We start from the raw sequence: 24,097 nt of genomic DNA, 5'->3' as shown, positions 1-24,097 counted from the left end.
ACTGACTGCTGGCGGTCACTGGGCCGCACCTGCCTCGTCCGTCCCGCGAACCCCGCCTGTCCCGGCGAAGATCGGGAACATGTGAAGCAGGTCACAAGCCCAACTGGAGGGCATCCTATGCCCGACACTCTGTGATCTGCGACACGGGGTATTGCACCGGCTTTGTGATCTCCACCACCTGACGAAGGATCATGAAGCCGGATGAGGGGTGATCTTCGTACGCGAAGCACCTGAGTGATCACCACTGGTTACATTTTACCTCGTATTTGCAGGTCGGAAGGGGTCTGCATTATCAGATGAAGAGTGTCCGGCGCAAAGTGGCGACCGACGTCAAGACCTTGGTATAGGGCGGCTTTTCACACATCAGAGGGACCGCGGAACGGGAAGTGGACACGTTCACCCGTTCACAAGCGACGCGTGGTGCCCGCGGGGATGCTGTGGCTCGTGTGGCAGATGGGGCCGGCGTGGGCTCGGCGCGCGGACGCACGGCGGGGTGGTGACCGTTCCGTGACCTCCGCCACACCCATGAGAGCTTCATGAGAACCGGGCTTGGCCAACGGTCGATTCCGATGGTAGGCGCAGGGCAATTCGGGCGTAACCGCGAAAGAGCATGATCACAGGCATGATCATCTCCGCCCGCTATGTCCGTTACGGCGTCAATAAAGGGCGACACGCCCGGTGTTCGCAGCACCGGCACAGCAAATGTGGCGCACGCCACGTTTCTTGAAGAGTCCGAGGACCCCCTGATACCGGTTGTCCTCATGTCCCACACCGCTCACATACGCAGCCACCGGAAGCCCCGCCGCAGCGCGTCGACCATCGCGATGCGGGCCGGAGTTGCCGGTGGCGTCCTCGGCACCCTGGCAGTCGCCGGTGCGTCCGCCTCCACGGCGAGCGCCGCCGAGCCGGTCACCCAGACCCTCGAACTGCCCACGCTCACCGCCGACCTGGCCAGCCAGGTCGCTCAGTCCGCGGACGCCACGCAGCAGGCCGCGGCGCACTATCAGCTCCTGGCCGAGCGCGACTCCGCCGCCGCGAACGCCGCGAAGCAGGCCAAGTCGGACCTCGCGCAGGCCAAGAAGAAGGCCGAGGCCGCGAAGAAGAAGGCCGCCGAGGAGGCCGCCGCCCGCAAGGAGGCCGCCGAGCGCGCCGCGCGCGACAGCGCCCGCCCCACCCTCACCACCCAGTCGGGCACCGGCACCTCCACCGGTTCCGGCAGCAGCACCGGCGCCACCACGAGCACCGGCACCTCCACCGGCTCGTCCACCGCGACGGGTTCGGCCGCCAGCATCGTCTCGTTCGTGAAGTCCCAGGTCGGCAAGGCGTACGTCCCCGGCGCCACCGGCCCCTCCGCCTACGACTGCTCCGGCCTGGTGCAGACCGCCTTCAAGCAGGTCAACATCAGCCTGCCGCGCGTCTCCCAGGACCAGTCGATGGCCGGCACCCAGGTGTCGCTGTCCAACCTCCAGCCGGGCGACATCCTGTACTGGGGCGGCCGCGGCAGCGCGTACCACGTGGCCGTGTACGTCGGCGGCGGTATGTTCGTCGGAGCGCAGAACTCGTCCACGGGCGTCGTGGAGAGGCCGCTGTCGTACGACCCGCCCACCGGGGCCGTCCGGGTGCTCTGAGGCACCGCACAGCGCCGTACGGGGTGAAGGGCCGCAGCCGCTCGGGGGCAGCGGCCCTTCCGTCGCGGCCGGTTCGCCCGATTCACCCCGGATGATCACAAAGGTGCGCCCCGAATCCGGGCGCGCCCGCACACGGCTGAGGCCGGCTCAGGAATGAGCCGGCCTCGTCGTCGTTCCGGGGCCCTCGCCGGGCCGCCGGGGGTCACGCCTTGGGCGCCACCCGGCTCAGGCCGTTGATGATGCGGTCCATCGCGTCGCCGCCGGTCGGGTCGGTGAGGTTGGCGAGGAGCTTGAGGGTGAACTTCATCAGCATCGGGTGGGTCAGACCGCGCTGCGCGGCGATCTGCATGACCTTCGGGTTGCCGATGAGCTTCACGAAGGCGCGGCCCAGCGTGTAGTAGCCGCCGTAGGTGTCCTTCAGGACGCGCGGGTAGCGCTGGAGGGCCAGTTCGCGCTGGGCGGGCGTGGCGCGCGAGTGCGCCTGGACGACGACCTCGGCGGCCAGCGCGCCGGACTCCATCGCGTAGGCGATGCCCTCGCCGTTGAACGGGTTGACCAGGCCGCCCGCGTCGCCGACGAGCAGCAGGCCGCGCGTGTAGTGCGGCTGGCGGTTGAAGGCCATCGGCAGGGCGGCGCCGCGGATCGGGCCGGTCATGTTGTCCGGGGTGTAGCCCCAGTCCTCGGGCATGGAGGCGCACCACGCCTTGAGGATCTCCCGCCAGTCCAGCTCCTTGAAGGCGGCCGAGGTGTTGAGCACGCCGAGGCCGACGTTGGACGTGCCGTCGCCCATGCCGAAGATCCAGCCGTAGCCGGGCAGCAGACGGTCCTGCGTGCCGCGCCGGTCCCACAGTTCGAGCCAGGACTCCAGGTAGTCGTCGTCGTGCCGGGGCGAGGTGAAGTAGGTGCGCACGGCGACGCCCATCGGGCGGTCCTCGCGGCGGTGCAGGCCCATCGCCAGGGAGAGCCGGGTGGAGTTGCCGTCGGCGGCGACCACGAGCGGCGCGTGGAAGGTGACCTCGCGCTTCTCCTCGCCCAGCTTGGCCGTCACCCCGGTGATGCGGCCGGTGCGGTCGTCCACGACCGGACCCGAGACGTTGCACCGCTCGTAGAGCCGGGCGCCCGCCTTCTGCGCCTGCCGGGCCAGCTGCTCGTCGAAGTCGTCGCGCTTGCGCACGAGTCCGTAGTCCGGGAAGGAGGCCAGGTCGGGCCAGTCGAGCTGGAGCCGGACGCCGCCGCCGATGATGCGCAGGCCCTTGTTGCGCAGCCAGCCCGCCTCCTCGGAGATGTCGATGCCCATGGCGACGAGCTGCTTGACGGCGCGCGGGGTGAGCCCGTCGCCGCAGACCTTCTCGCGCGGGAACGCCGTCTTCTCCAGCAGCAGGACGTCGAGACCGGCCTTGGCGAGGTGGTACGCGGTGGTGGAACCGGCCGGTCCCGCGCCCACGACGATGACGTCCGCGGTGTTCCCGGAGAGGGGATCGGAGAGAGACTCGGTCACGACGGTCACGGCGGGATCTCCCCAGGTTCGAAATCTGCGTGCCGACCGGCACTGGACATGGGCAGTCTATGCAGCGGCACTGATCACCCGGCTGAAGGGCCTGTCCCGTGAACCGAGCACTGCCCGTCGTACGGCTGCGTGTCCCCACCGACGAGGACGCGCACACCTGGCACCGCCTCTTCGACGACCCGGACGTCATGGAGTTCCACGGCGGCCGGTCCGCCGAGCCGTCCGTCTACGAGGAACTGACCGCCCGCCAGCGCCGCCACGACGCCGAACACGGCTTCTGCCTGTGGACGGTCCTCGACGAGTCCGGCCGTCCGGTCGGCTTCACCGGCGCCCAGCCCTGGCCGCACGCCTGGGGCCCGGCGGGCGAGGTCGAGATCGGCTGGCGCCTGGGGCGGGAGCACTGGGGCCGCGGGTACGTCACGGCGGCGGCCCGGCTGACCCTCCAGCGGCTGCGGGCGGCCGGACTGCCGGGCGTGGTCGCCATGGTCGACCGCCGCAACACCCGCTCCATAGCGGTCACCCGGCGCCTGGGCATGCAGCACGCCGAGACGTTCTTCACCCCGCAGACCCGGCGCATCGGCCACTGCTACCGGCTGCCGCTGGGCCCCGAGGACGCTTTCTGTGACGTAGAGTAACTGAATATCACGGAAAGACACAAAAACCTTCCGGCCGCGGTGTCCGGCGGTTACGCTGCCGGTATCGCTGGGGGGTGACGCCGTGTACCCGACTCCCAAGTCCCCACAAGTGCGCGTGCCGCGCCTGGTCGGCCTGATGGCCGTCGACGCGCACGAGACCGCGCGGTCCCGCGGCCTGCTGCTGGTCGCGCCCGACCGCCCCGACTTCCCGCGCCCCGCCGTCGACCACGTCGTACGCCAGTACCCGCAGCCCGGCGCGGAACTGCCCCGCGACGCGCGGGTGTACGTGTGGTTCGACTTCGGTCCGGGCGAGGGCGGCGGCGGGGTGCGCGAGCCGCGCGTGCCCGAGCCGCCGCCGGGCGGCGCGCGCCGCGCCCTGGACGAGCCGGGCGACCCGGACGGCTCGGACGGTTCGGGCGATCCCTGCGCCGTCGCCGGGCTCAGTCCTTGAAACCGCGGTGCAGCGTCACGATCCCGCCGGTGAGGTTGCGCCAGGCCACCTTCGACCAGCCCGCCTCGCGCAGCCGTCCGGCCAGCGCGGGCTGGTCGGGCCAGGCCCGGATCGACTCGGCGAGATAGACGTACGCGTCCGGGCTGGACGACACCGCCCGCGCGACCGGCGGCAGCGCCCGCATCAGGTACTCGGTGTAGAGCGTCCGGAAAGGCGCCCAGGTCGGGTGCGAGAACTCGCAGATCACCACGCGCCCGCCGGGGCGGGTCACGCGGTACATCTCGCGCAGCGCCGCGTCGTAGTCCTGGACGTTGCGCAGCCCGAAGGAGATCGTGACCGCGTCGAACGTGTCGTCCTTGAACGGCAGCCGGGTCGCGTCCCCTGCGGTGAACGGCATCCAGCTGTGCCGCTGCTTGCCCACCTGGAGCATGCCCAGCGAGAAGTCGCACGGGACGACGTAGGCGCCGGCGCGGGTGAAGGGCAGCGAGGAGGTGGCCGTACCGGCGGCGAGGTCCAGGATCTTCTGCGCCGGACGCGCGTCGACGGCCCGTGCGACCTCCTTGCGCCAGCGCCGGTCCTGTCCCAGGGACAGCACGTCGTTGGTCAGGTCGTACCGTTCCGCCACGTCGTCGAACATCGAGGCGACTTCGTGCGGCTGCTTCTCCAGGGATGCGCGGGTCACCCGGCCATTGTTGCAGCCGCCCCCACGGGACCTACAGCTCGCCCCGCGCGGCGGCCCCCACGAACCGCGAGAACACCTCCGGCGCGATGACGAAGTGCCCTCCGGCCGGGTTCTTGCTGTCGCGCAGGGCGATGTGGGCGGTGAGGTGCGCGTACTCGACGCACTCGCCGCCGGTGTTGCCGCTGTAGGACGACTTGACCCAGGTGGCTGCGCCCAGGGGCGCGCACTCGATGCAGTTGCCGCCGGTGTTGCCGCTGTAGGAGGACCTACGCCACTGGATGTTCTCCGACTGCCGAGCGGGGGCCATACCGTTCCTCCATCGTCTGCTTGACCAGGTAGATCGGTTACAGCTCGCCCTGCGCCGCCGCTTCCACGAACCGAGCGAAGACTCCCGGCGCGACGGCGAAGTGCCCCCCGGCCGGGTTCTTGCTGTCGCGCAGGGCGATGTGGGCGGTGAGATGCGCGTACTCGACGCACTGGCCACCCGTGCTGCCGCTGAACGACGACTTGTGCCAGTTGGCGCCGCTCAGGGGCGCGCACTCGATGCAGTCACCGCCCGTGTTGCCGCTGTAGGAGGACTTACGCCAACAGATCGCCGACAGCTTCAGGTGCGGACCCATAACGTTCCTCCATCGTCTGCTTGACCGAGTAGATCGGCTACAGCTCGCCCTGCGCCGCCGCTTCCACGAACCGAGCGAAGGCCCCCGGCGCGACGGCGAAGTGCCCTCCGACCGGGTTCTTGCTGTCGCGCAGGGCGATGTGAGCGGTGAGGTGCGCGTACTCGACGCACTGACCGCCCGTGTTGCCGCTGTAGGAGGATTTACGCCAGGTGGCGCCGCTCAGGGGAGCGCACTCGACGCAGTTGCCTCCAGTGTCGCTGCTGTAAGACGACTTACGCCACGGTGAGTCTGCCGGGGTCGGCCTTGTGCCCATAACGCTCCTCCATCACGCTGGCGATCAGCTCCGCCGACTCCTCGACGGAGAGAGCTGCTGCCTGCATGAGATCGTAACGGAGCGAACCCTCCTTGACGGCTTGTGGGTTGGCCGTCATGTGGCCCTGGACGAAGTCCTCGGTGTAGACGATGTCCGGGTTCTTTTCGAAGCGCAGCATCGTGTACGAGCCGGGCAGCCCAGCGTGGGCGCCGGCTTCGAAAGGCAGGATCTGCACGCGCAGCCACTCGCGGCTGCGCAACTCCAACAGGCGTGCCAATTGTGCGCGCATCACCTCACGACCGCCGACCTTCTGGCGCAGCACCGCCTCGGACAGCACCACCCACATCAGCGGTGGGTCGCTGCGGTCCAGGACTCGCTGGCGTTCCATCCTGGCCTCGACCAGACCGTCGAGGTCGCTGCACTCTCGCACTCCGAGCACCGCGCGCGCATACTCCGGGGTCTGCAAGAGCCCGTACACCACCTGCGCCTCGAACGCGGTGATGTAGCTCGCCTTCGCTTCCATCTCCGCGAACGGCTGAAACCAGCTCGGCAACTGGCACCGCAGCACCAGCCCCACCAGCCGCGAAAAGAAGCCCTCCGTGTTGAACGCCGCGTCCACCCGGGCCGAGAAGTCCCTCGTCGGGACCTTCAGGGCCGTTTCGACCTGGCCCACCAGCGAACCCGTGCAGAAGATCGACTCGCCCAGCTCGTTCAGGGTCATGTTCGCCGCCTCGCGCAGGCGGCGCAGCTCCGCGCCGTAGTAGTCCAACGGCGAAGCGCTGGGGTCCAGTTGTTTGATGTTCGCCATGCGGCATCCGCTCCTCTCGCTCCGTTGCCGAGAGTAAGCGCGCTGTCGCTGATCCGTAGGGTCAACAACCGAAATCGTATTTATGCCCGCCGGTGGACGAGGCGGCCTCCCACGACGGTCGCCAGGCATTCCCCGCCCGCCCCGAGGACGGCGAAGTCCGCGCGGGCGCCAGGAGTGAGAGTCGGGGCGGCGGAGCCTACGAGTACGCCGGACCGTTGCACCGCAACCCGTACCGGCGCCCGCGTGAACGGTCCCGCCACCGCCGTCACCCCGCGTGCCAGCATCCGCTGGAGGCCGCGCCGGGCGCTCGCGCCCCAGCGGGGGTCGGGCATGCCGTCCGGGCCCACGGGCAGCGGCTCCGTGCCCAGCTCGTCCGCCTCGCGCGGGTCGGGCCAGTACAGCGTCTCCAGGAGGCGCACCGCGTCCGGTTCGTACCGGCCGGGGACCGGCGTCCCGGCCCACTCGCGGACCCGGGCCCGCTCGCCGTACGCGGCGCGCAGCTCCTCGTACGGGCCGAGGGCCGCGATCCGGGCGCCGTCGACCGCGACGCAGCGGGACGCGTCCGCCAGCGAGCGGTGGAGGGTGAGCATCAGTCGGCGGCGAGCAGCTTCAGCTCCGGGTGGGCGGTGCCGCCCGCGAGGGCCGTGGAGGAGATGTGGGACATCACGCGGTCGTCTACGGGGTCGTTCGCCGGGTCGTCGTGCACGACCAGGTGCTCGTAGGTGGTCGCGCGCTGGGCGGGCACGCGGCCGGCCCGGCGGATCAGCTCGATGATCTCCATGCGGTTGGAGCGGTGCTTGGCACCGGCGGAGGAGACGACGTTCTCCTCCAGCATGATCGAGCCGAGGTCGTCGGCGCCGTAGTGCAGGGTGAGCTGGCCGACGTCCTTGCCGGTGGTCAGCCAGGAGCCCTGGATGTGCATGACGTTGTCGAGGAACAGCCGGGCGATGGCGATCATCCGCAGGTACTCGAAGAGCGTGGCCTGCGTACGGCCCTTCAGGTGGTTGTTCTCGGGCTGGTAGGTGTACGGGATGAAGGCGCGGAAGCCGCCGGTGCGGTCCTGCACGTCCCGGATCATCCGCAGGTGCTCGATGCGCTCGGCGTTGGTCTCGCCGGTGCCCATCAGCATGGTGGAGGTGGACTCCACGCCCAGCCGGTGCGCGGTCTCCATGATCTCCAGCCAGCGCTCGCCGGACTCCTTGAGCGGCGCGATGGCCTTGCGGGGGCGCTCGGGCAGCAGTTCGGCGCCGGCGCCCGCGAAGGAGTCGAGACCGGCCTCGTGGATGCGGGTGATCGCCTCCTCCACGGAGACCTTGCTGATACGGGCCATGTGCTCGACCTCGCTCGCCCCCAGGCTGTGGATGACGAGCTGCGGGAACTCCCGCTTGATGGCGGCGAAGTGCTTCTCGTAGTACTCGACGCCGTAGTCCGGGTGGTGGCCGCCCTGGAACATGATCTGCGTGCCCCCCAGCTCGACGGTCTCCGCGCAGCGGCGCAGGATGTCGTCGAGGTCGCGGGTCCAGCCCTTGGCGGTGTCCTTGGGGGCCGCGTAGAAGGCGCAGAACTTGCACGCCGTGACGCACACGTTCGTGTAGTTGATGTTCCGCTCGATGATGTACGTCGCGATGTGCTCCGTACCGGCGTACTTACGGCGGCGCACGGCGTCGGCGGCGGAGCCCAGCGCGTGCAGCGGCGCGTCCCGGTAGAGGGAGAGCGCTTCCTCCGGGGTGATCCGTCCGCCCGCGGCGGCACGGTCGAGGACGGACTGAAGGTCGGCCTTCTCGGTCACCGGCGTCCCTTTCGCAGAGGAGCTGAGGAGCTTGAGGATTCGTGAGGATTGTGGATCGGACGGACCGAAACAGCCTACGCCAGCGCCGTCCGCGGGCCGACGCCAGGCCGTACGGCCGGGTCAGTTCACCCGTTCCAGGCGCGCCTTGGGGTTGCCCGCCTGCGGGTCGACGGACAGGAAGCGCAGCGCGTCGGTGCCGTCCGGGCTCAGGCGGACCTCGTGGGCGTCGGGGACGCAGTGGGAGGGGTTGTCCTTCTTGCCGCGGCCGGTGGCCACGAGCTGCTCGGCGGTGACCGACTTCAGGGTGAGCACGTCGACGCAGCCGCCGCCGAGCGGGTCGGTCTGGGTGACCGAGCCGATCACCTTCGCGGAGTCGGCCCGCTGGATCACGACCGTGAAGGTGCCGCCGGGCAGGTCCTGGCCGAGGGCGCTGACCGTGCCGGTGCCGCGCCAGGTGCCGACGTAGGTCTCCGGCACGGCGCCGGAGGCGGGCGCGGGCGTGGACGCGGACGAGCGCCCGGGGGACGGGGCGGCGCCGCTGCCCGCGTTGTCGCCCTTGTGGCCGCCGCGGAACTGGTCCAGCACCAGCACGCCGGTGGTCGTCGCCACGGCCAGCGCCCCGGCGACCGCCAGCACCACACTGCAACTCAGCTTCCGCCCGCGACCGCCGCCGCCGGGTCCGGTCCCGGCCGCCACGCTGACGGAGAACCGGCCGGGGCGGGCCGGGCCGTCCGGCGTCCCGCCCGCCGGGAGCGGCGGGACGCCGTCACGCGGCGCGGGAACCGGGACGGGTGGAGGGACAGGGGGACGGACGGGGGCAGGGACGGAGGGCGGCGGACCGGGGCGGCCGCCCGGCATCACGGGCGGCGGGCCGAACACGCCGGTGGCGGCCGGGGGTTCAGGCGCCGGAGGGACGGAGGACGCGGACACGGGCGGCGCGGTGACCGTTCCGGGCGCGGGGCCCTCGGAGGCGTACGCGGGGGCCGTGAAGGCGATCGGGCCCGAGGGCCGGTCCGGGGCGGGCTCCAGGTTCAGGAGGTGTACGGCGGCACGGCTGACCTGTTCGACCAGGGGGCCGGGGAGCCAGCTCCCGGCGACGAGGCGGGCGGTGCCCTCGGGGGCGAGGCGGCGGGCGACCTCGCCGGGCGCGGGCCGGGCCGCGGGGTCCTTGGCGAGGCAGACGCGGGCCAGCTCGCGCAGATCCGCGTCGGCCAGGGCGTCCAGCTCGGGTTCCTCGTGGACGACCTTGTAGAGCAGCGCCGCCGAGGAGTCCCCCGGGAAGGGGGACGCGCCCATCGCGCCGTACGCGAGGACCGCGCCCAGCGAGAAGACGTCCGACGCGCCGGTGACGCCCTTGCCGAGGATCTGCTCGGGCGCCATGTAGCCGGGCGAACCGATGGAGACGCCGGTGGAGGTCAGGGACGCGGTGCCGTCGGTGGCGCGGGCGATGCCGAAGTCGATCAGCACCGGGCCGTCGAGGGTGAGCAGCACATTGGACGGCTTGACGTCCCGGTGCACCAGGCCCAGGTCGTGCACCGCGGCCAGCGCCTCCGCCAGGCCCGCGGCCAGCACCCGCGCGGTGTGGGCGGGCAGCGGGCCGCCGTGCGCGACGGCGGCGGCCAGGGAGGGTCCGGCCGCGTAGGCGGTGGCCACCCAGGGCACGGCCGCCTCGGGATCGGCGTCCAGGACGGGCGCGGTCCAGGCGCCGCCGACCCGGCGCGCGGCGGAGACCTCGCGCCGGAAGCGGGCGCGGAACTCCTCGTCGAGCGCGTAGTGGGGGTGCACGATCTTCACCGCGACCGTACGGCCGCCGGGGCTGCGGCCCAGATAGACGCGGCCCATGCCACCGGAGCCCAGCCGGCCGAGCAGCCGGTAGGGCCCCACGGCAGCGGGCTCGTCGTGTGCGAGCGGCTGCATGGCGGTCCCCTCCCCCGTGTCCCCGTGTCCCCCGTGTGCCGGACTCCGGCCTTGCCGGCAGGGTCCTTGCCAGCAGCGTAGTGCCGGGAGCCGGGTCGCGGGCGGGGCCGGATGTCAGAGGTCCAGCAGGTCGACCTTCACGTCCGCGGGGAAGCCCGTGGTGGGGCCGACCCGGCGGGCGAACTCCTCGACCGCCTTGAGCTGCGGGGCGCCGAAGCTGAAGTCGAGGGTGGTGAAGTAGCTCTCCAGGACCGGCTCGTCGAAGGACTCCCAGCGGGCCGCCTGCTCGGCGACCTTGTGGACCTCCTCCAGGGAGAGGTCGCGGGAGGCGAGGAACGCCTCGTGCACCTTGCGGGTGATGCGCGGCTCGCGCTCGGCGTAGTCGCGGCGCGCGGCCCAGACGGCGAAGACGAACGGCAGGCCCGTCCACTCCTTCCACAGCTGGCCGAGGTCGTGCACGTCGAGGCCGTAGCGGGGGCCGTCGTGCAGGTTGGCGCGCAGCGCCGCGTCCCCGATGAGGACCGCCGCGTCCGCCTCCTGCATCATCAGGCTCAGGTCGGGCGGGCAGGTGTAGTACTCCGGGCTCACCCCGTACCGCTCGGCCAGGAGCAGCTGGGCCAGGCGCACCGAGGTGCGGGAGGTCGAGCCGAGCGCCACCCGGGCGCCGTCGAGCCGGTCGAGCGGGACCTGCGAGACGATCACGCAGGACATCACCGGGCCGTCGCAGCCCACGGCGATGTCGGGAAAGGCGAGAAGATCGTCCGCGTTCTTGAGGAACTCCACGAGAGTGATCGGGGCGATGTCCAGCTCGCCGCGGACGAGCTGCTCGCTGAGCTTGTCCGGGGTGTCCTTGCGGAGATCGAAATCGAGGAGCGTGCCCGTTCTCGCGAGCCCCCAGTACAGGGGCAGGCAGTTGAGGAACTGGATGTGGCCGACACGCGGCCGGGTGCGAGAATTGTCCACATCGCGAGACTAGACCCTGGTCGCCGGGGTGCTGCCGCCGCCCCCTCGGCCACCGGGGCGCGGGGGCCCGCCCGGGGGGCGGATCACCCGGTCGGCCCTGTCGTCACCTGCCGTCCACCGACCGTTTGCGTCTGTTTGTGTCAACCTCTGACCAGAGCTTTCAAACATCCGGGTGACGTGATCTTGGCCTCTATTGCGTTCGGGGGCCCGCATGCTAGGCTCGCCACCAAGTTGCAGTTTTGGTTTCCCTTGCAGTACAGAGCCTGCGGAGCATGTAACCGCGGGCTCTGGTCGTTTTCAGACGTATGCAGTTGTGCGGCGATATCGTTTTCACATTTGCAGGTTCTGGAGCAGGGCGACCCTTTGAGCCCAAGGAGGGCTTATGGCTACCGGAACCGTGAAGTGGTTCAACGCCGAAAAGGGCTTTGGCTTCATTGCCCAGGAAGGCGGCGGCCCCGACGTCTTCGTTCACTACTCCGCGATCAACGCCACCGGTTTCCGCTCTCTCGAAGAGAACCAGCAGGTGTCCTTCGACGTCACCCAGGGTCCGAAGGGCCCGCAGGCGGAGAACGTCACCCCGGTCTGAGCGTCGCGCGCGCAGTAACCGTTCTGATTGCAGTACCCAAGGAGCCCCACGCCATCCGGCGACGGGGCTCCTGCCCTTTTCTGCCCTGTCCCGCCCTTCTCCGCCCCGGTGCGCTCCGCCCCGGGGCGGGTCGGCACCCGCCGCACCCCGCCTCGGGTCCGGATCCCCGCGAGATGGGGCGGGTTGCCGCCCTGGGCCCCGCAAAGATCGTCGTACGCGGACAGGGCCCAGTCAATCCTGGGAATATCTGCCCATCTCCAAGCAATCGCTTGGGTGTTGGTCCGGCCGCTGGGCTAGCTTGTCCCCGTGACTCTCGATGATCTGCGGGTGTTCGTGGCCGTGTGCCGGGCGGGCAACCTCAGCGCCGTGGCCCGTGACCTCGGCTGCACCCAGTCGGCGGTGAGCCAGCACGTCAAACGGCTGGAGCGGGAGGCCGGCGTCAGCCTGCTGGAACGCCAGCCGCGCGGGGTCGCGCCCACCGAGGCCGGACGGATCCTGCGGACGGCCGCCGCCGAGTCGCTGGCCGGTCTCGACGGCGCGCTGCGGCGGCTGCGGGATCTCACCGAGGGGGAGACCGGCTCGGTGCGGATCGCGACCGGCGCGACGACCGTACGGCACTTCATGGCAGACGCGGTCGTCGCCTTCCGCCGCCGGTATCCCAAGGTCAACCTGGAGTTCTTCACGGAGAGTTCGAGCCGGGGCTGCTTCGACGCGCTCGGCGGCGGCGAGCTGGACCTCGCCTGGGTCACGCTGGGCGCGCCGGTGCGCGGCATCGAGCAGCGCGGTGTCCTCGACCTGCCGTGGGTGCTCGCGCTGCGCGCCGAGGATCCGCTGGCGGCCCGTCCGTCCGTGGACGCGGCCGAGCTGCGGGAGCTGCGGCTGATCCGGCTCCCGCCGAACTCCACCTCCGCCGCCCACCTCGACGCCGCCTGCGCCGAGCTGGGCGTCCGCTTCGGCTCCGACACCAGCGTCGCCGACTGGGACACCGCGTTCCTCCTCGCCGAGCTGGGCGTGGGCCGCGCGGTCGTCCCCGCCCTCCCCGGCCACACCACTCCCTCCAGCCCCCTCCGCCTCATCCCCGTCCCCGCCCTCCGCCCCCTCACCGTCGGCTGGGCGGTCCGCCGCTGGGACGCCCTGTCCCCGCTGGCGCGGGCTTTCGCGGAGACGGTGATGGAGTGCTGCGGCGGGCTGGAAGGGGTGCCGGGGGCGGGGGCTGCTTCGGTGCCGCGCAGGCCGAGTGGGCCGCCGCGGCCGTTCGCGCCTCCGGTGCCGTCCGTGCCACCGGCGCCCGCCGCACCGCCCGGGCCCTCGGCGGTCCCGGACGCGCCGGAGGATCCGTACGGTCCGGACGTTCCGGAGAGCCCGCGCGTACCCCCGGATGCTCCGGACGCCCCGCGCACCCCGCCCGAACCGGACGGACCGCCCGACCCGGACAGCCCGGAAGCTCCGTACAGGCCGGGTGGACCGGATGTTCCGGGTGGTTCGGGTGGTCCGGGCTCCCCGGACGCCGCCCAGACCCCGTAACTCCTCCGCCCAGGACCCGTAGCCCCGCCTCCCCGGTCCCGTAGCCCCGCCGGTCAGCTCCCGTACAGCGCCTCCACCTCGTGGGCGAAGTCGCGCAGGACGGCCTGGCGGCGGAGTTTCAGGGTGGGGGTGAGGTGGCCGGCGGACTGGGTGAAATCGGTGGGGAGGACGGTGAAGCGGCGGATGGACTCGGGGCGGGAGACGAGGCGGTTGGCCTCGTCGACCGCGCGCTGGAGGACGGCCGTCAGGGCGGGGTCGTGCGCGAGGAGTTCGGGCGGCACGGGATGCCGGCCGTTCATCCGGCACCAGTGGGTGATGCCCTCGGGGTCGAGGGTGATCAGCGCGGCGACGTAGGGGCGGCCGTCGCCGAGCACCAGGCACTGGGAGATCAGCGGGTGCGCGCGCAGCCAGTTCTCCAGCGGCGCCGGGGCCACGTTCTTGCCGCCCGCGGTGATCAGGATCTCCTTCTTGCGCCCGGTGATGGTCAGATACCCCTCGTCGTCCAGGCGCCCGATGTCCCCCGTGGCGAACCAGCCGTCGCGGGTCGCCGGGACCACTCCCCCGGCGTCCGGGTCCCAGTACCCCCTGAACACCTGCCCGCCGGCGAGCAGCACCTCGCCGTCCGCCGCGATCCGGACCCCGGTGCCGGGCAGCGGCCACCCCACCGTGCCGAGGCGGGGCCGGTGCGGCGGCGTCACCGTGGCCGCGCCGGTCGTCTCGGTCAGGCCGTAGCCCTCGTAGATCTCCAGGCCCGCCCCGGTGAAGAAGGCGGCCAGCGGGCGGCCCAGCGGGGAGCCGCCGCAGATGACGTGCCGCAGCCGCCCGCCGAGGGCGGCGCGGAGGCGGCGGTAGACGAGCGGGTCGTAGCAGGCGCGCGCGGCCCGCAGGGACCGGCTCGGCCCCGGCCCCGTGCCGTGCCTGCGCGCCTCCACCGCCTCGCCCCAGCGGCGCGCCACCGCCGCCGCCCGGTCGAAGACCGCCGCCCGGCCGCCGCGCTCGGACCTCGCCCGCGCGGTGTGGTGGATCTTCTCCAGCATGTACGGGATGGCCAGCAGGAACGTCGGCCGGAAGCTCGCCAGGTCGGCCAGCAGATCGGGCGCGGCCAGGCTCGGCGCGTGGCCCAGGCGCACCCCGGCGCGGACGCAGGCGACGGCCACCATGCGGCCGAAGACATGGGAGAGCGGCAGGAAGAGGAGCGTGGAGGGTTCGTCCGCCTCGCTCCTGGCCGCCCCGCCCCCGCCCTGCTCGCCCCGGCCGTCCTCGCCCCGGAAGACCGGGTGGAGGAGTTCGATCGCGTTGTCGACCTCGGCGAGGAAGTTGCCGTGGGTCAGCACGCAGCCCTTGGGGCGGCCCGTGGTGCCCGAGGTGTAGACGAGGGTGGCCGGTGTGCCGGGACCGAGGACCCCCCGGCGTACGTCGGTCTCCTGGTCCGGCACGGACGCCTCGCCCAGCTCGGCCAGCCGGTCCAGATGGCCGTGGTCGAGGACCCACAGATGGCGCAGTCCCGGCAGCCGGTCGCGCTCCGGGCCGAGGGCGGCGGCCTGCCCCGCCGTCTCGGTCACCAGGGCCGCCGCGCCCGAGTCGTGCAGGATCCAGCGGATCTGGAAGAGGGAGGAGGTCGGGTAGACGGGGACGGTGACCAGCCCCGCGGCCCAGGCGGCGAAGTCGAGCAGCGTCCACTCGTAGCGCGTGCGCGCCAGCACCGCGATCCGGTCGCCCGGCGCCAGGCCCTCCGCGATCAGCCCCTTGGCCAGCGCCCGCACCTCGGCGGCGAACCCGCGCGCCGTGACGTCGTGCCAGCCGCCGTCCGCCGTACGGCGGCTGAGGACGCGGCGCTCGGGGTCGGCGGCGGCGTTCTCGAAGGGCAGGTCGGCGAGCGACCCGTGGGTCACCCGGGCCACCAGCGGCGGCACGTACGCCTCGCGCACGACGCCGTCCGCCCACCGCACCAGCGGCACGACGGACCCGGTGTCGCCGGGAGTACCGGGGATACCGGGGATACCGGGGCCCCCGCCGCCGTACGGGCTGCGGACGGCCGGGACGTAGCCGTCCGGGCCGGGCCCGTGCCGCTGTCCGGGGCCGTCGGGCGGCCACGGCGAGGAGGCGGAGGAGGCGTACGAGAGGGGCATGGCGGCTCCTGGGTCCGGCCCCGGCGGCTCGGGCGAGGCGGCTGGTTCGGCTCAGGCGGTGCGGCTCAGGTGGTGCGGCGCGGCTCAGGTGGTGCGGTACGGCTCAGGTGGTGCGGTACGAACGGTCGGGCTCAGGCGCGTTCCAGGATCGCCGTCACACCCTGGCCGCCGGCCGCGCAGACGGAGATCAGGCCGCGCGCGGGGCCCTCGCGCTCGGCGAGCAGGCGGGCCAGGGTCGCCACGACGCGGGCGCCGGTCGCGGCGAAGGGGTGCCCGGTGGCGAGGGAGGACCCGGCGACGTTGAGGCGGGCGTGGTCGACCGGGGCCAGCCCGCGCTTCTCCCAGGCCGCCAGGGTGGCCAGCACCTGGGAGGCGAACGCCTCGTGGATCTCGACCAGGTCGAAGTCCTCGATGCCGAGCCCGGCGCGCTCCAGCATGCGCGGGACGGCGTACGCCGGTGCCATCAGCAGCCCGTCCTCGCCCTCGGCGACATCACCGCGTACGAAGTCGACGGCGGCCGTCTCGTACGCCGTCAGGTGGGCGAGGGGTTCCAGGCCGCGGGCGCGCGCCCACTCCTCGGACGCCAGCAGGACCGTGGCCGCGCCGTCCGTCAGGGGCGTGGAGTTGCCCGCGGTCATCGTCGCGCCGGGCCGGTCCAGGCCGAACACCGGCTTGAGCGCGGCGAGTTTGTCCACCGTGGAGCCGGGACGCAGGTTCTGGTCGCGCTCCAGGCCGCGGAAGGGGACCACGAGGTCCTGGAAGAAGCCCCGGTCGTAGGCGGCGGCGAGCCGCTGGTGGCTGGCGGCCGCCAGCGCGTCCTGCGCCGCGCGGCCGATGCCCCAGGCGCGGGCGGTCACGGCGGCGTGCTCGCCCATGGACAGGCCGGTGCGCGGCTCGGCGTTGCGCGGGATGTCGGGCACCAGATGGCGGGGCCGGATTCCGGCGAGGGCCTTGAGCCGGGCGGCGGGCGTCCGGGCGCGGCGGGCGGCGAGCAGGATGCGGCGCAGCTCGTCGTTGACGCCCAGCGGCGCGTCGCTCGCCGTGTCCGCGCCGCCCGCGACCGCCGACTCGGTCTGGCCCAGCGCGATCTTGTTGGCGGCGGCGATCACCGCCTGGAGGCCGGTGCCGCACGCCTGCTGGATGTCGTAGGCGGGGGTGCGCGGGTCCAGCCGCGAGCCGAGGACGGTCTCGCGGGCCAGGTTGAAGTCGCGGCTGTGCTTGAGGACCGCCCCGGCCACGAACTCGCCCACCGCGCCCGGCTCCTGGAGCCCGTACCGCTCGACGAGGCCGTCCAGCGCGGCGGTCAGCATCTCCTGGTCGGAAGCGGTGGCGTACGGGCCGTCGGAGCGGGCGAAGGGGATGCGCGCACCGCCGACGACCGCCACCCGCCGGATGCCGCGCGACTCGGTCCGAAGAGGACTCATCTCGACCTGCTCCTCACCCGTGACGTAGCATTACCCCCGGTAACCTTACTCCACAGTAAGCACTTGCGACCCGTGGGAGACGGCACATGGCCGACCGTTATCTGCGCTTCACCGGCACCGCGCCCGGCCGCTTCCTGACCCGGCGCCTGGGGCTGCCCCAGCCCGCACCGCTGCGCCGCTGGTCAGCCGGGCGCCCCGCGCTCGACGGCCCGCTGCTGCACCTGACGGCCGGGACGTCCGCGCTCGGCCCGGCCCCGGTGCTCGCCCGCGCGGGCCTGCCCCTCGGCGACCGTGATCCGGCGGCCGTGGTCCTGGACGCGACCGGCGTGCGGGACGTCGACGGGCTCGGCGCGGTGCACGCCGCCCTCCACCCGGTGGTGCGCACGCTCGCGGCGAGCGGGCGCGTGGTCGTGCTCGGCGCCCCGCTCGCCCCGGACGACCACCACCAGGCCGCCGCCCAGCAGGCGCTGGAGGGCTTCACCCGCTCGCTCGGCAAGGAGATCGGCCGGGGCCGCACCGTCAACCTCGTCCGGCTCACCGACGCCGGAGCCGCCGGGACCACCCTGGACTTCCTGCTCTCCCCCAGGTCGGCGTACGTCAGCGGCCAGGTGGTCCACGTCGCCGGGCCGGACGCGGGCGGCCCCCGCGAGGTGCGGACCGCCGGTGACCCGGGGCGGCCGTCCGCCGGTGACCCGGGACGGCCGCTCGCCGGTGACCCGGGACGGCCGCTCGCCGGGCGCACCGCCCTCGTCACCGGCGGTGCGCGCGGCATCGGCGCGGCCGTCGCCGAGACCCTCGCCCGGGACGGCGCCCGGGTCGTCGTCCTGGACGTCCCGGCCGCCGAGGCCGACGCCCGCGCGGTCGCCGACCGCCTCGGCGGCACCGCCCTCGCCCTGGACATCACCGCCGCCGACGCGGGCGAGCGGATCGCCGCCGAGCTGCCCGACGGCCTCGACATACTGATCCACAACGCGGGCATCACCCGCGACCGGCGCCTGGTCAACATGTCCGCCGAACGCTGGGGCCAGGTCCTGGACGTCAACCTGGCGAGCGTGCTGCGCACCACCGACGCGCTGCTCGCGGCCGGCACCCTGCGCCCCGGCGGCCGGATCGTGGCCACCGCCTCCATCGCGGGCCTGGCCGGGAACGCGGGCCAGACCAACTACGGCGCCTCCAAGGCGGGCGTCGCCGGACTGGTCCGCGCCCTCGCACCGCACGCGCGCGAGCGGCACGGGGTCACGATGAACGCGGTCGCGCCCGGCTTCATCGAGACGAAGATGACCGCCGCCGTCCCGCTGTTCATCCGCGAGGCGGGCCGCCGGATGAACTCCCTCGCCCAGGGCGGTCTGCCCGTCGACGTCGCCGAGACCACCGCCTGGCTCGCCCACCCGGGCTCCGGCGCGGTCAACGGCCAGGTCGTCCGCGTGTGCGGGCAGAGCCTGCTGGGGGCGTGACGCCGCCATGGCCCGCCCCGCACCCGAGGAGCGCCCCGCACCGGACGAGCGCTCCGCCGTCCTCCTCACCCGCGCCCCCGCCCTCGGCCCGCTGCTCGCGCGCGGCGCGCTGCGCTCCCCCTTCCGGCGCCCCCGGCCCGACGCGCCCGTGCCGCACACCCGGCTCGTGCTGCCGTCCGCCCGCGTCGACCTGGCCCGGCTGGCGGCCTACGAGCGGGTGTGCGGCTTCCCGACCGGCGCGGACGCGCTGCCGCTCACCTATCCGCACGTCCTCGGCTTCCCGCTCGCGATGCGCCTGATGAGCGGCGGCGGCTTCCCGCTGCCGCTGCTCGGCCTTGTCCACACCTCGATCACCCTCACCCGGCACACCGCCCTGCGCGCCACCGAGGCGTACGAACTCTCCGTGCACATCGCGGGCCTGACGCCCCATCGGCGCGGCACCGAGGCCGTCGTCGTCACCGTGCTGCGCGCCGGGGGCGCGGCGGTGTGGGAGTCCACCAGCACCTATCTGGCCCGCCATCGCACGGCCGGGGCCACCGCCGAGCCCGGCCGGTCCGCACCGGAGGCGGCCCCGCCGCCCGCCGTGGCCGAGTGGCGGCTGCCCGCCGCTCTCGGACGGCGCTACGGTGCCGCCTCCGGCGACCGCAACCCGATCCATCTGCACCCGCTCACCGCCCGTCTCTTCGGCTTCCCCCGGCCCATCGCCCACGGCATGTGGACCGTGGCGCGCTGCCTGGCCGCCCACGGGGTCCCCGAGGCCGTCTCGGTCCGGGCCGCGTTCAAGGCGCCGGTGCTCCTGCCGGGCACGGTGGTGTACGCGGCCGACGACCGGGGCCGCTTCGCGCTGCGCGCGCCGGACCGGGCAGCGGGTGGGGCGGCGGGGCGGGTGCATCTGGAGGGCGAGGTGGTGGCGCCGGGCGGCTGAGCACGGCGGCTGAGCACCGCCCCGCGCCCGTGGGCCCCGCGCCCGTGGGAGCCCGCGTCAGGCCCCCGGCGCGGGCGGGGTCCAGGGGCGGCCCTCCATGAGGTTGCCGAGGCCCGCCCAGGCGAAGTTCATCAGGGTGGTGGCGGCCTGGCGGGCCGTGACGCCCGGGGTGGTGTTGGCCCAGGCGGCGAGCGACTCGGCGGCGCCGACCAGGGCCTCGGCGAGTCCGGCGGCCTCGTGCTCGGGCAGCCGGCCGGGGCCGCCCTCCGCCTCCCCGGCGCAGGCGGCGGCCCGTGCCGCCTCGGCGATCAGCTGCTGGACGAAGGTGACGATCTCCGTGCGCATCGCGGCGGTCTCGGCGGCGAACGGCTCGCCGTGCGTACGCGCCTGGAGGTGCAGCACCGCCCAGCCGTCCGGGTGCCGCGCGGTGTGCGTGAAGAAGGCCCGCAGCCCCTCCCAGAGCTGCCGGTCGGCGGGCAGCCCTAGGCGGGCACCGGCCCGGACGGCGGCGGTCAGCGCGGCCGCCTCACGGCGGATGCAGGCGCTGAAGAGGTCGTCCTTGGAGTTCAGATACAGATAGACCAACGGCTTGGATACGCCCGCCAGTTCGGCGATCTCGTCCATGGAGGCGGCCCGGTAGCCGCGCCTGCCGAAGATGCGCACGGCGGCGTCGAGCATCTGCTGTTCACGAACCGCGCGCGGCATCCGCTTGGTCTTCACGGCACCCATGGCGGCAAGCCTACGGTTCGCCCGGCCGCGCGCCGACCCGCCGGCCGGGCGGGGCCCCGGCGCGCGGGCGGGTCCGGGGGTCGGGAGGCCGCGGGTCCGGAGGGTCAGGACGCCTTGGAGGTGCCCCGCGCCTCTTCCCCGGCCAGTTCCTCTTCGAGTGCGCTGGCCTGCATGTTCGCCTTCATCCGGTCGACGCGCGCGACGACCTGCTCGGAGGCCCGGTCACGCTCCTTGCGCAGCACGACGAAGCTGATCGGCGCCGAGAGCACCAGGGCGAGAAGAGGGATCCACAGGCCGTTGGAGCCGTTGCGGCCGCTCGGCACGATGCCGACGTACACGAGACCCCAGGCGACCACGAGGCAGCCCGCGAAGATACCGAGGCGCATCAGCGTGTAGCGGAGCATCCCAAACCACTCTTCCGTTCCGAACAAGGCCAAAGGGCACCGTCCAGTGAAGCACGCTGGGGGCCCGTTCCCGTAGGCGGGTCGCGCGGGCGCGCGAAGCCTCAGGTCAGCGGCATGAGCATGATCACTTCATCGCGGTCGTCGTCCGGCGCGACCCGGGTGGCGCCGGGGATCCGGCCGACCTCCTTGTAGCCGCAGGAGGCGTAGAACCGCTCAAGACCCTGGCCGCCCCGGCAGCTGAGCCGGAGCGCCTCGATGCCCCCGAGGCCGCGGGCCGCGTCCGCCGCCGCGGCCAGCAGCTCGCGGCCGTACCCCTTGCCCTGGTGGCGGGGGTGGACCATCACCGTGTAGAGCCACAGCCAGTGGGCGGAGAGGGCGTCCCGGTTGAGGGTCAGGAACGCCGTCGCCGCGACCCGGCCCGCCTCGTCGCGCCCCACCAGCAGCCGGGACCGGCCCTCGGCCATCGCCACGAACTGCTTCACCAGCTCCGGGCGGATCGCCTCCCGCGAGACCGGTGCCACGAAGCCGACCGCGCCGCCCGCGTCCGTGACGTCCGCCCAGAGGTCGAGGATGCCGTCGCGCAGGGCGCGGTCGACGGAGGGATCCAGGGTGAAGGTAAGAGGCATAGGGCAACCCTACCTATTACCACTCGAGGGAGGAAGGGCCGTCGGCTCAGCGGCCCAGGGCACCGGCCGCGCCCCCGCCCCCGCCCCGGATCCGACACAAGACCCTGGTAGGCGGCCTCGCGGTCGTCCACGCGCAGCACCACGACCAGTTCGGGCTCCACGAGCGTCGGCTCGGACGGGGTGAACCTGAAACGCTTGACCGCGTCGGTGACGTACGTCTCGCCGGGGCCGATGCCCGCCCCGGACGCCGTCCGGGAGCCGTCCCGGTGCGACGGGCGGCCCCGGCAGCAGTGCGCCGTCGCCTGGCGCAGAGCGCGGCCGGATCCGCGCGGACCTGGCCGAAGGGCGCGGCGGAGCAGGCGCCTCGGTCGTCTTCGCCCGCCGTCCGCCCCAGGGTGCCCACGAATGGGTCCGCCGAGTCCTCGTACCGGCCATGCCGGGCGGATACGAGGACTCGGCGGTCGGCTTCACCGCTCGCGGGCGGTCACACCCGCATGGGATCCCGGGCGGTCACACCCGCATGGGCTGCGGCGACTCGCGGCGTCCGGCGTCCGGGCCGTCGTACTCGCGGATGATCTCGTAGCGCGTGTTGCGCTCGACCGGGCGGAAGCCCGCGTCGCGGATCAGCTCCAGCAGGTCGTCGCGGGTCAGCTTGTTCGGCGTACCGAAGTTGTCCGCGTCGTGCGTGATCTTGTACTCGACGACCGAGCCGTCCATGTCGTCGGCGCCGTGCTGGAGGGCGAGCTGGGCGGTCTGCACGCCGTGCATCACCCAGAACACCTTCACGTGCGGCACGTTGTCGAACAGCAGCCGGGAGACGGCGAACGTCTTCAGCGCCTCGGCGCCGGTCGCCATCGTGGTCCGCGCCTGGAGGCGGTTGCGGACCTTGCCGTCCTTCATGTCCACGAAGTCGTGCTGGTAGCGCAGCGGGATGAAGACCTGGAAACCGCCGGTCTCGTCCTGGAGCTCGCGCAGCCGCAGCACGTGGTCCACCCGGTGGCGGGGCTCCTCGATGTGCCCGTAGAGCATGGTGCACGGGGTCTTCAGACCCTTCTCGTGCGCCAGCCGGTGGATGCGGGACCAGTCCTCCCAGTGGGTGCGGTGGTCCACGATGTGCTGCCGGACCTCCCAGTCGAAGATCTCCGCGCCGCCGCCGGTCAGCGACTCCAGACCGGCGTCGATCAGCTCGTCCAGGATCTCGCTCGCGCTCAGCCCGGAGATCGTCTCGAAGTGGTGGATCTCGGTGGCCGTGAACGCCTTCAGCGACACCCCGGGCAGCGCCGCCTTCAGCTCGCGCAGCGAGCGCGGGTAGTAGCGCCACGGCAGGTTCGGGTGCAGCCCGTTGACGATGTGCAGCTCGGTGAGGTTCTCCGCCTCCATGCCCTTGGCGAGCTTGACGGCCTCCTCGATGCGCATCGTGTACGCGTCCTTCTCGCCCGGCTTGCGCTGGAAGGAGCAGTAGGCGCAGGACGCGGTGCACACGTTCGTCATGTTGAGGTGGCGGTTGACGTTGAAGTGGACGACGTCGCCGTTCTTCCGCGTCCGCACCTCGTGCGCGAGCCCGCCGAGCCAGGCCAGGTCGTCCGACTCGTACAGCGCGATGCCGTCCTCGCGGGTCAGCCGCTCGCCGGAGCGGACCTTCTCCTCCAGCTCGCGCTTGAGCCCGACGTCCATACCCATACCTCTACTACCTCTTCCTCTTCTTCCTCCACCGACTCCTGCACACCGTACGCCCGGACCGGACACCCCGGCCGTCACACCTCCTCGGGCAGCTCCCCCACCCGGTTCTCCCACTTCGTGGACAGCACGATGGTCGTACGGGTCCGGGAGACGCCCTTGGTGCCGGACAGCCGGCGGATGATCCGCTCCAGTCCGTCGACGTCCGTGGCGCGCACCTTGAGCATGAAGGAGTCGTCACCGGCGATGAACCAGCAGTCCTCGATCTCGGGCAGGTCCTTCAGCCGCTGAGCCACATCCTCGTGGTCGGCCGCGTCCGAGAGGGAGATGCCGATCAGGGCGATCACGCCCAGGCCGAGCGAGGCGGAGTCCACCGTCGCCCGGTAGCCGGTGATGACCCCGGCCGCCTCCAGCCGGTTGATGCGGTCGGTGACGCTCGGTCCCGACAGGCCGACGAGGCGCCCCAGCTCGGCGTAGGAGGCCCGGCCGTTCTCCCTCAGGGCCTGGATGAGCTGCCTGTCCACCGCGTCCATGCGATCGAAGCCTTCCGCTGAAAGAAGTTCCTGAAGTCCCAGTGATGCTGTTCTCAAGTGGTACGGGTACTGCTGCTAACGCCGGGCGCCGCCGCCGAGTTCGCCCTCCCAGCGGCGGTAGAGCCGGTGCGGCACGCCCACCGCGTCGAGGGCCCGGCCGGCGACGAAGTCCACCAGGTGCTGGATGTGGGTCGCACCGGCGTAGAAGGCGGGCGAGGCGGGCAGGACGGTGGCGCCCGCGTCGTCCAGGGCGACGAGCTGCCGCAGCGTCGGGCCGTTCAGCGGGGTCTCCCTGACGGCCACCACCAGCGGCCTGCGCTCCTTGAGGGTCACGCTCGCCGCCCGCTGGAGCAGATCCTTCGACAGACCGAGCGCGACCCCGGCCACGCACGCCGTCGAGGCCGGCACGATCAGCATCCCGCGCGCGGGGTACGACCCCGAGGACGGCCCGGCCGCCAGGTCACCGGCGCCCCAGTGCCGCACGTCCGCGAGGTCCGCCTCGAACGTGCCGGGCTTCCCGTCGGCCCCCAGCGCCAGCCACTCCCCCAGATCCTCCCGCCAGTGCGCGTCCCGGAAGGAGATGCCCGTCTCGTCGAGCAGGGTGAGCCGCGAGGCCCGGCTGACCACCAGGTCGACACTCTCCCCGGCGTCGATCAGCCCGCGCAGCACAGCAGCCGCGTACGGCGTACCGGACGCGCCGGAAACCCCCACGATCCAAGGCTCGCGATGCGTTTTCCCTGCGTTCACATATCGAGCCTACCGGCGGGGGCTAC

24 protein-coding genes and 1 pseudogene are annotated in these 24,097 nt (G+C 72.9%); 7 read left to right on the top strand and 18 right to left on the bottom strand.

Annotated features, from left to right (window positions below):
* Nucleotides 1-761: 761 nt before the first annotated feature.
* Complete coding sequence (locus B086_RS0120300) at nucleotides 762-1,628, top strand: C40 family peptidase (RefSeq protein WP_018568267.1); 867 nt, start codon at nucleotides 762-764, stop codon at nucleotides 1,626-1,628.
* Nucleotides 1,629-1,830: 202 nt separating this feature from the next.
* Here B086_RS0120300 and B086_RS0120295 read toward each other — a convergent pair whose 3' ends face one another.
* A complete protein-coding gene (locus B086_RS0120295) occupies nucleotides 1,831-3,135 on the bottom strand; it encodes a geranylgeranyl reductase family protein (protein ID WP_018568266.1) in 1,305 nt (434 codons plus the stop codon).
* 98 nt (nucleotides 3,136-3,233) lie between these two features.
* On the opposite strand from B086_RS0120295, the gene B086_RS0120290 reads away from it, so the two are divergent.
* Nucleotides 3,234-3,770 (top strand): GNAT family N-acetyltransferase, encoded by a 537-nt coding sequence (locus tag B086_RS0120290; protein ID WP_018568265.1) that lies wholly within the window; start codon nucleotides 3,234-3,236, stop codon nucleotides 3,768-3,770.
* Between the two features lie 109 nt (nucleotides 3,771-3,879).
* Nucleotides 3,880-4,221 (top strand): PASTA domain-containing protein, encoded by a 342-nt coding sequence (locus B086_RS0120285; RefSeq protein ID WP_018568264.1) that lies wholly within the window; start codon nucleotides 3,880-3,882, stop codon nucleotides 4,219-4,221.
* On the opposite strand, the gene B086_RS0120280 is transcribed toward B086_RS0120285, so the two are convergent.
* The 9 genes from B086_RS0120280 to B086_RS0120240 form a co-directional block, all read right to left on the bottom strand.
* A complete protein-coding gene (locus B086_RS0120280; RefSeq protein ID WP_026252603.1) occupies nucleotides 4,211-4,903 on the bottom strand; it encodes a demethylmenaquinone methyltransferase in 693 nt (230 codons plus the stop codon). The two genes, B086_RS0120285 and B086_RS0120280, sit on opposite strands and share 11 nt — an antisense overlap.
* A 31-nt stretch (nucleotides 4,904-4,934) precedes the next feature.
* Complete coding sequence (locus tag B086_RS0120275; protein ID WP_018568262.1) at nucleotides 4,935-5,210, bottom strand: DUF397 domain-containing protein; 276 nt, start codon at nucleotides 5,208-5,210, stop codon at nucleotides 4,935-4,937.
* A gap of 37 nt (nucleotides 5,211-5,247) precedes the next feature.
* Complete coding sequence (locus B086_RS0120270) at nucleotides 5,248-5,523, bottom strand: DUF397 domain-containing protein (RefSeq protein ID WP_018568261.1); 276 nt, start codon at nucleotides 5,521-5,523, stop codon at nucleotides 5,248-5,250.
* Nucleotides 5,524-5,560: 37 nt separating this feature from the next.
* Nucleotides 5,561-5,836, bottom strand: coding sequence for a DUF397 domain-containing protein (locus tag B086_RS42960; protein WP_026252602.1), 276 nt, complete (start codon nucleotides 5,834-5,836; stop codon nucleotides 5,561-5,563).
* Nucleotides 5,796-6,644 (bottom strand): helix-turn-helix domain-containing protein, encoded by an 849-nt coding sequence (locus tag B086_RS0120260; RefSeq protein WP_018568260.1) that lies wholly within the window; start codon nucleotides 6,642-6,644, stop codon nucleotides 5,796-5,798. The genes B086_RS42960 and B086_RS0120260 overlap by 41 nt, the downstream gene beginning before the upstream one ends.
* Nucleotides 6,645-6,724: 80 nt before the next feature.
* The gene (locus tag B086_RS0120255; protein ID WP_018568259.1) at nucleotides 6,725-7,234 is read right to left on the bottom strand and encodes an imidazolonepropionase-like domain-containing protein; all 510 of its coding nucleotides are present in this window, start codon (nucleotides 7,232-7,234) and stop codon (nucleotides 6,725-6,727) included.
* A complete protein-coding gene (gene mqnC, locus B086_RS0120250) occupies nucleotides 7,234-8,433 on the bottom strand; it encodes a cyclic dehypoxanthinyl futalosine synthase (RefSeq protein WP_018568258.1) in 1,200 nt (399 codons plus the stop codon). Before mqnC ends, B086_RS0120255 begins: the two co-directional genes overlap by 1 nt.
* Before the next feature lie 120 nt (nucleotides 8,434-8,553).
* Complete coding sequence (locus tag B086_RS0120245; RefSeq protein ID WP_018568257.1) at nucleotides 8,554-10,350, bottom strand: serine/threonine-protein kinase; 1,797 nt, start codon at nucleotides 10,348-10,350, stop codon at nucleotides 8,554-8,556.
* A 114-nt stretch (nucleotides 10,351-10,464) separates the two neighbouring features.
* On the bottom strand, nucleotides 10,465-11,313 hold the full coding sequence (locus tag B086_RS0120240) for a menaquinone biosynthetic enzyme MqnA/MqnD family protein (RefSeq protein ID WP_018568256.1): 849 nt from the start codon (nucleotides 11,311-11,313) through the stop codon (nucleotides 10,465-10,467).
* Between the two features lie 382 nt (nucleotides 11,314-11,695).
* On the opposite strand from B086_RS0120240, the gene B086_RS0120235 reads away from it, so the two are divergent.
* Both B086_RS0120235 and B086_RS40325 read left to right on the top strand, forming a co-directional pair.
* A complete protein-coding gene (locus tag B086_RS0120235; protein ID WP_004984723.1) occupies nucleotides 11,696-11,899 on the top strand; it encodes a cold-shock protein in 204 nt (67 codons plus the stop codon).
* Between the two features lie 306 nt (nucleotides 11,900-12,205).
* Nucleotides 12,206-13,081, top strand: a pseudogene (locus tag B086_RS40325) (LysR family transcriptional regulator); the annotation flags it as partial.
* A gap of 395 nt (nucleotides 13,082-13,476) precedes the next feature.
* Here the strand turns inward: B086_RS40325 and B086_RS0120225 are convergent.
* Entirely contained in the window at nucleotides 13,477-15,552 is a 2,076-nt protein-coding gene (locus tag B086_RS0120225; RefSeq protein WP_018568254.1) for an AMP-dependent synthetase/ligase, read from the bottom strand.
* Between the two features lie 131 nt (nucleotides 15,553-15,683).
* Nucleotides 15,684-16,976 (bottom strand): acetyl-CoA C-acetyltransferase, encoded by a 1,293-nt coding sequence (locus B086_RS0120220; protein WP_018568253.1) that lies wholly within the window; start codon nucleotides 16,974-16,976, stop codon nucleotides 15,684-15,686.
* Nucleotides 16,977-17,062: 86 nt separating this feature from the next.
* Here B086_RS0120220 and B086_RS0120215 point away from each other — a divergent pair, with 86 nt between their 5' ends.
* Together B086_RS0120215 and B086_RS0120210 are read left to right on the top strand one after the other, a co-directional pair.
* Nucleotides 17,063-18,430, top strand: a complete 1,368-nt coding sequence (locus B086_RS0120215) for a 3-oxoacyl-ACP reductase (RefSeq protein ID WP_018568252.1) — start codon at nucleotides 17,063-17,065, stop codon at nucleotides 18,428-18,430.
* A gap of 7 nt (nucleotides 18,431-18,437) precedes the next feature.
* Complete coding sequence (locus B086_RS0120210; protein WP_018568251.1) at nucleotides 18,438-19,355, top strand: MaoC family dehydratase; 918 nt, start codon at nucleotides 18,438-18,440, stop codon at nucleotides 19,353-19,355.
* A 57-nt stretch (nucleotides 19,356-19,412) separates the two neighbouring features.
* On the opposite strand, the gene B086_RS0120205 is transcribed toward B086_RS0120210, so the two are convergent.
* The 6 genes from B086_RS0120205 to B086_RS0120180 form a co-directional block, all read right to left on the bottom strand.
* On the bottom strand, nucleotides 19,413-20,084 hold the full coding sequence (locus B086_RS0120205; RefSeq protein ID WP_018568250.1) for a TetR/AcrR family transcriptional regulator: 672 nt from the start codon (nucleotides 20,082-20,084) through the stop codon (nucleotides 19,413-19,415).
* A 104-nt stretch (nucleotides 20,085-20,188) separates the two neighbouring features.
* Nucleotides 20,189-20,488, bottom strand: coding sequence for a DUF4229 domain-containing protein (locus B086_RS0120200; protein ID WP_018568249.1), 300 nt, complete (start codon nucleotides 20,486-20,488; stop codon nucleotides 20,189-20,191).
* 101 nt (nucleotides 20,489-20,589) lie between these two features.
* Nucleotides 20,590-21,114 carry a GNAT family N-acetyltransferase gene (locus B086_RS0120195; protein WP_018568248.1) on the bottom strand — a complete coding sequence of 175 codons (525 nt, stop codon included), beginning with the start codon at nucleotides 21,112-21,114 and terminating at the stop codon, nucleotides 20,590-20,592.
* A 510-nt stretch (nucleotides 21,115-21,624) separates the two neighbouring features.
* Nucleotides 21,625-22,788, bottom strand: coding sequence for an aminofutalosine synthase MqnE (gene mqnE, locus B086_RS0120190; RefSeq protein ID WP_018568247.1), 1,164 nt, complete (start codon nucleotides 22,786-22,788; stop codon nucleotides 21,625-21,627).
* 80 nt (nucleotides 22,789-22,868) lie between these two features.
* Nucleotides 22,869-23,324, bottom strand: coding sequence for an Lrp/AsnC family transcriptional regulator (locus tag B086_RS0120185; protein ID WP_018568246.1), 456 nt, complete (start codon nucleotides 23,322-23,324; stop codon nucleotides 22,869-22,871).
* A 75-nt stretch (nucleotides 23,325-23,399) separates the two neighbouring features.
* A complete protein-coding gene (locus B086_RS0120180) occupies nucleotides 23,400-24,071 on the bottom strand; it encodes a UbiX family flavin prenyltransferase (protein ID WP_037873715.1) in 672 nt (223 codons plus the stop codon).
* Nucleotides 24,072-24,097 lie beyond the last annotated feature (26 nt).

Source organism: Streptomyces sp. PsTaAH-124 (genome assembly GCF_000373685.1).
GTDB classification, from domain to species: Bacteria; Actinomycetota; Actinomycetes; order Streptomycetales; family Streptomycetaceae; genus Streptomyces; species Streptomyces andamanensis.
This window is presented reverse-complemented; position numbering and strand designations above follow the sequence as displayed.

Bases quoted from the DNA above. Each gene is read 5' to 3' on its own strand.
- B086_RS0120245 (WP_018568257.1), bottom strand. From the start codon at position 10,350: ATGCAGCCGCTCGCACACGACGAGCCCGCTGCCGTGGGGCCCTACCGG.
- B086_RS0120200 (WP_018568249.1), bottom strand. From the start codon at position 20,488: ATGCTCCGCTACACGCTGATGCGCCTCGGTATCTTCGCGGGCTGCCTC.
- B086_RS0120260 (WP_018568260.1), bottom strand. From the start codon at position 6,644: ATGGCGAACATCAAACAACTGGACCCCAGCGCTTCGCCGTTGGACTAC.
- B086_RS0120185 (WP_018568246.1), bottom strand. From the start codon at position 23,324: ATGGACGCGGTGGACAGGCAGCTCATCCAGGCCCTGAGGGAGAACGGC.
- B086_RS0120220 (WP_018568253.1), bottom strand. From the start codon at position 16,976: ATGAGTCCTCTTCGGACCGAGTCGCGCGGCATCCGGCGGGTGGCGGTC.
- B086_RS0120300 (WP_018568267.1), top strand. From the start codon at position 762: ATGTCCCACACCGCTCACATACGCAGCCACCGGAAGCCCCGCCGCAGC.
- B086_RS42960 (WP_026252602.1), bottom strand. From the start codon at position 5,836: ATGGGCACAAGGCCGACCCCGGCAGACTCACCGTGGCGTAAGTCGTCT.
- B086_RS0120275 (WP_018568262.1), bottom strand. From the start codon at position 5,210: ATGGCCCCCGCTCGGCAGTCGGAGAACATCCAGTGGCGTAGGTCCTCC.
- B086_RS0120215 (WP_018568252.1), top strand. From the start codon at position 17,063: ATGGCCGACCGTTATCTGCGCTTCACCGGCACCGCGCCCGGCCGCTTC.
- B086_RS0120235 (WP_004984723.1), top strand. From the start codon at position 11,696: ATGGCTACCGGAACCGTGAAGTGGTTCAACGCCGAAAAGGGCTTTGGC.
- B086_RS0120195 (WP_018568248.1), bottom strand. From the start codon at position 21,114: ATGCCTCTTACCTTCACCCTGGATCCCTCCGTCGACCGCGCCCTGCGC.
- B086_RS0120225 (WP_018568254.1), bottom strand. From the start codon at position 15,552: ATGCCCCTCTCGTACGCCTCCTCCGCCTCCTCGCCGTGGCCGCCCGAC.
- B086_RS0120210 (WP_018568251.1), top strand. From the start codon at position 18,438: ATGGCCCGCCCCGCACCCGAGGAGCGCCCCGCACCGGACGAGCGCTCC.
- B086_RS0120205 (WP_018568250.1), bottom strand. From the start codon at position 20,084: ATGGGTGCCGTGAAGACCAAGCGGATGCCGCGCGCGGTTCGTGAACAG.
- mqnE (WP_018568247.1), bottom strand. From the start codon at position 22,788: ATGGACGTCGGGCTCAAGCGCGAGCTGGAGGAGAAGGTCCGCTCCGGC.
- B086_RS0120270 (WP_018568261.1), bottom strand. From the start codon at position 5,523: ATGGGTCCGCACCTGAAGCTGTCGGCGATCTGTTGGCGTAAGTCCTCC.
- B086_RS0120255 (WP_018568259.1), bottom strand. From the start codon at position 7,234: ATGCTCACCCTCCACCGCTCGCTGGCGGACGCGTCCCGCTGCGTCGCG.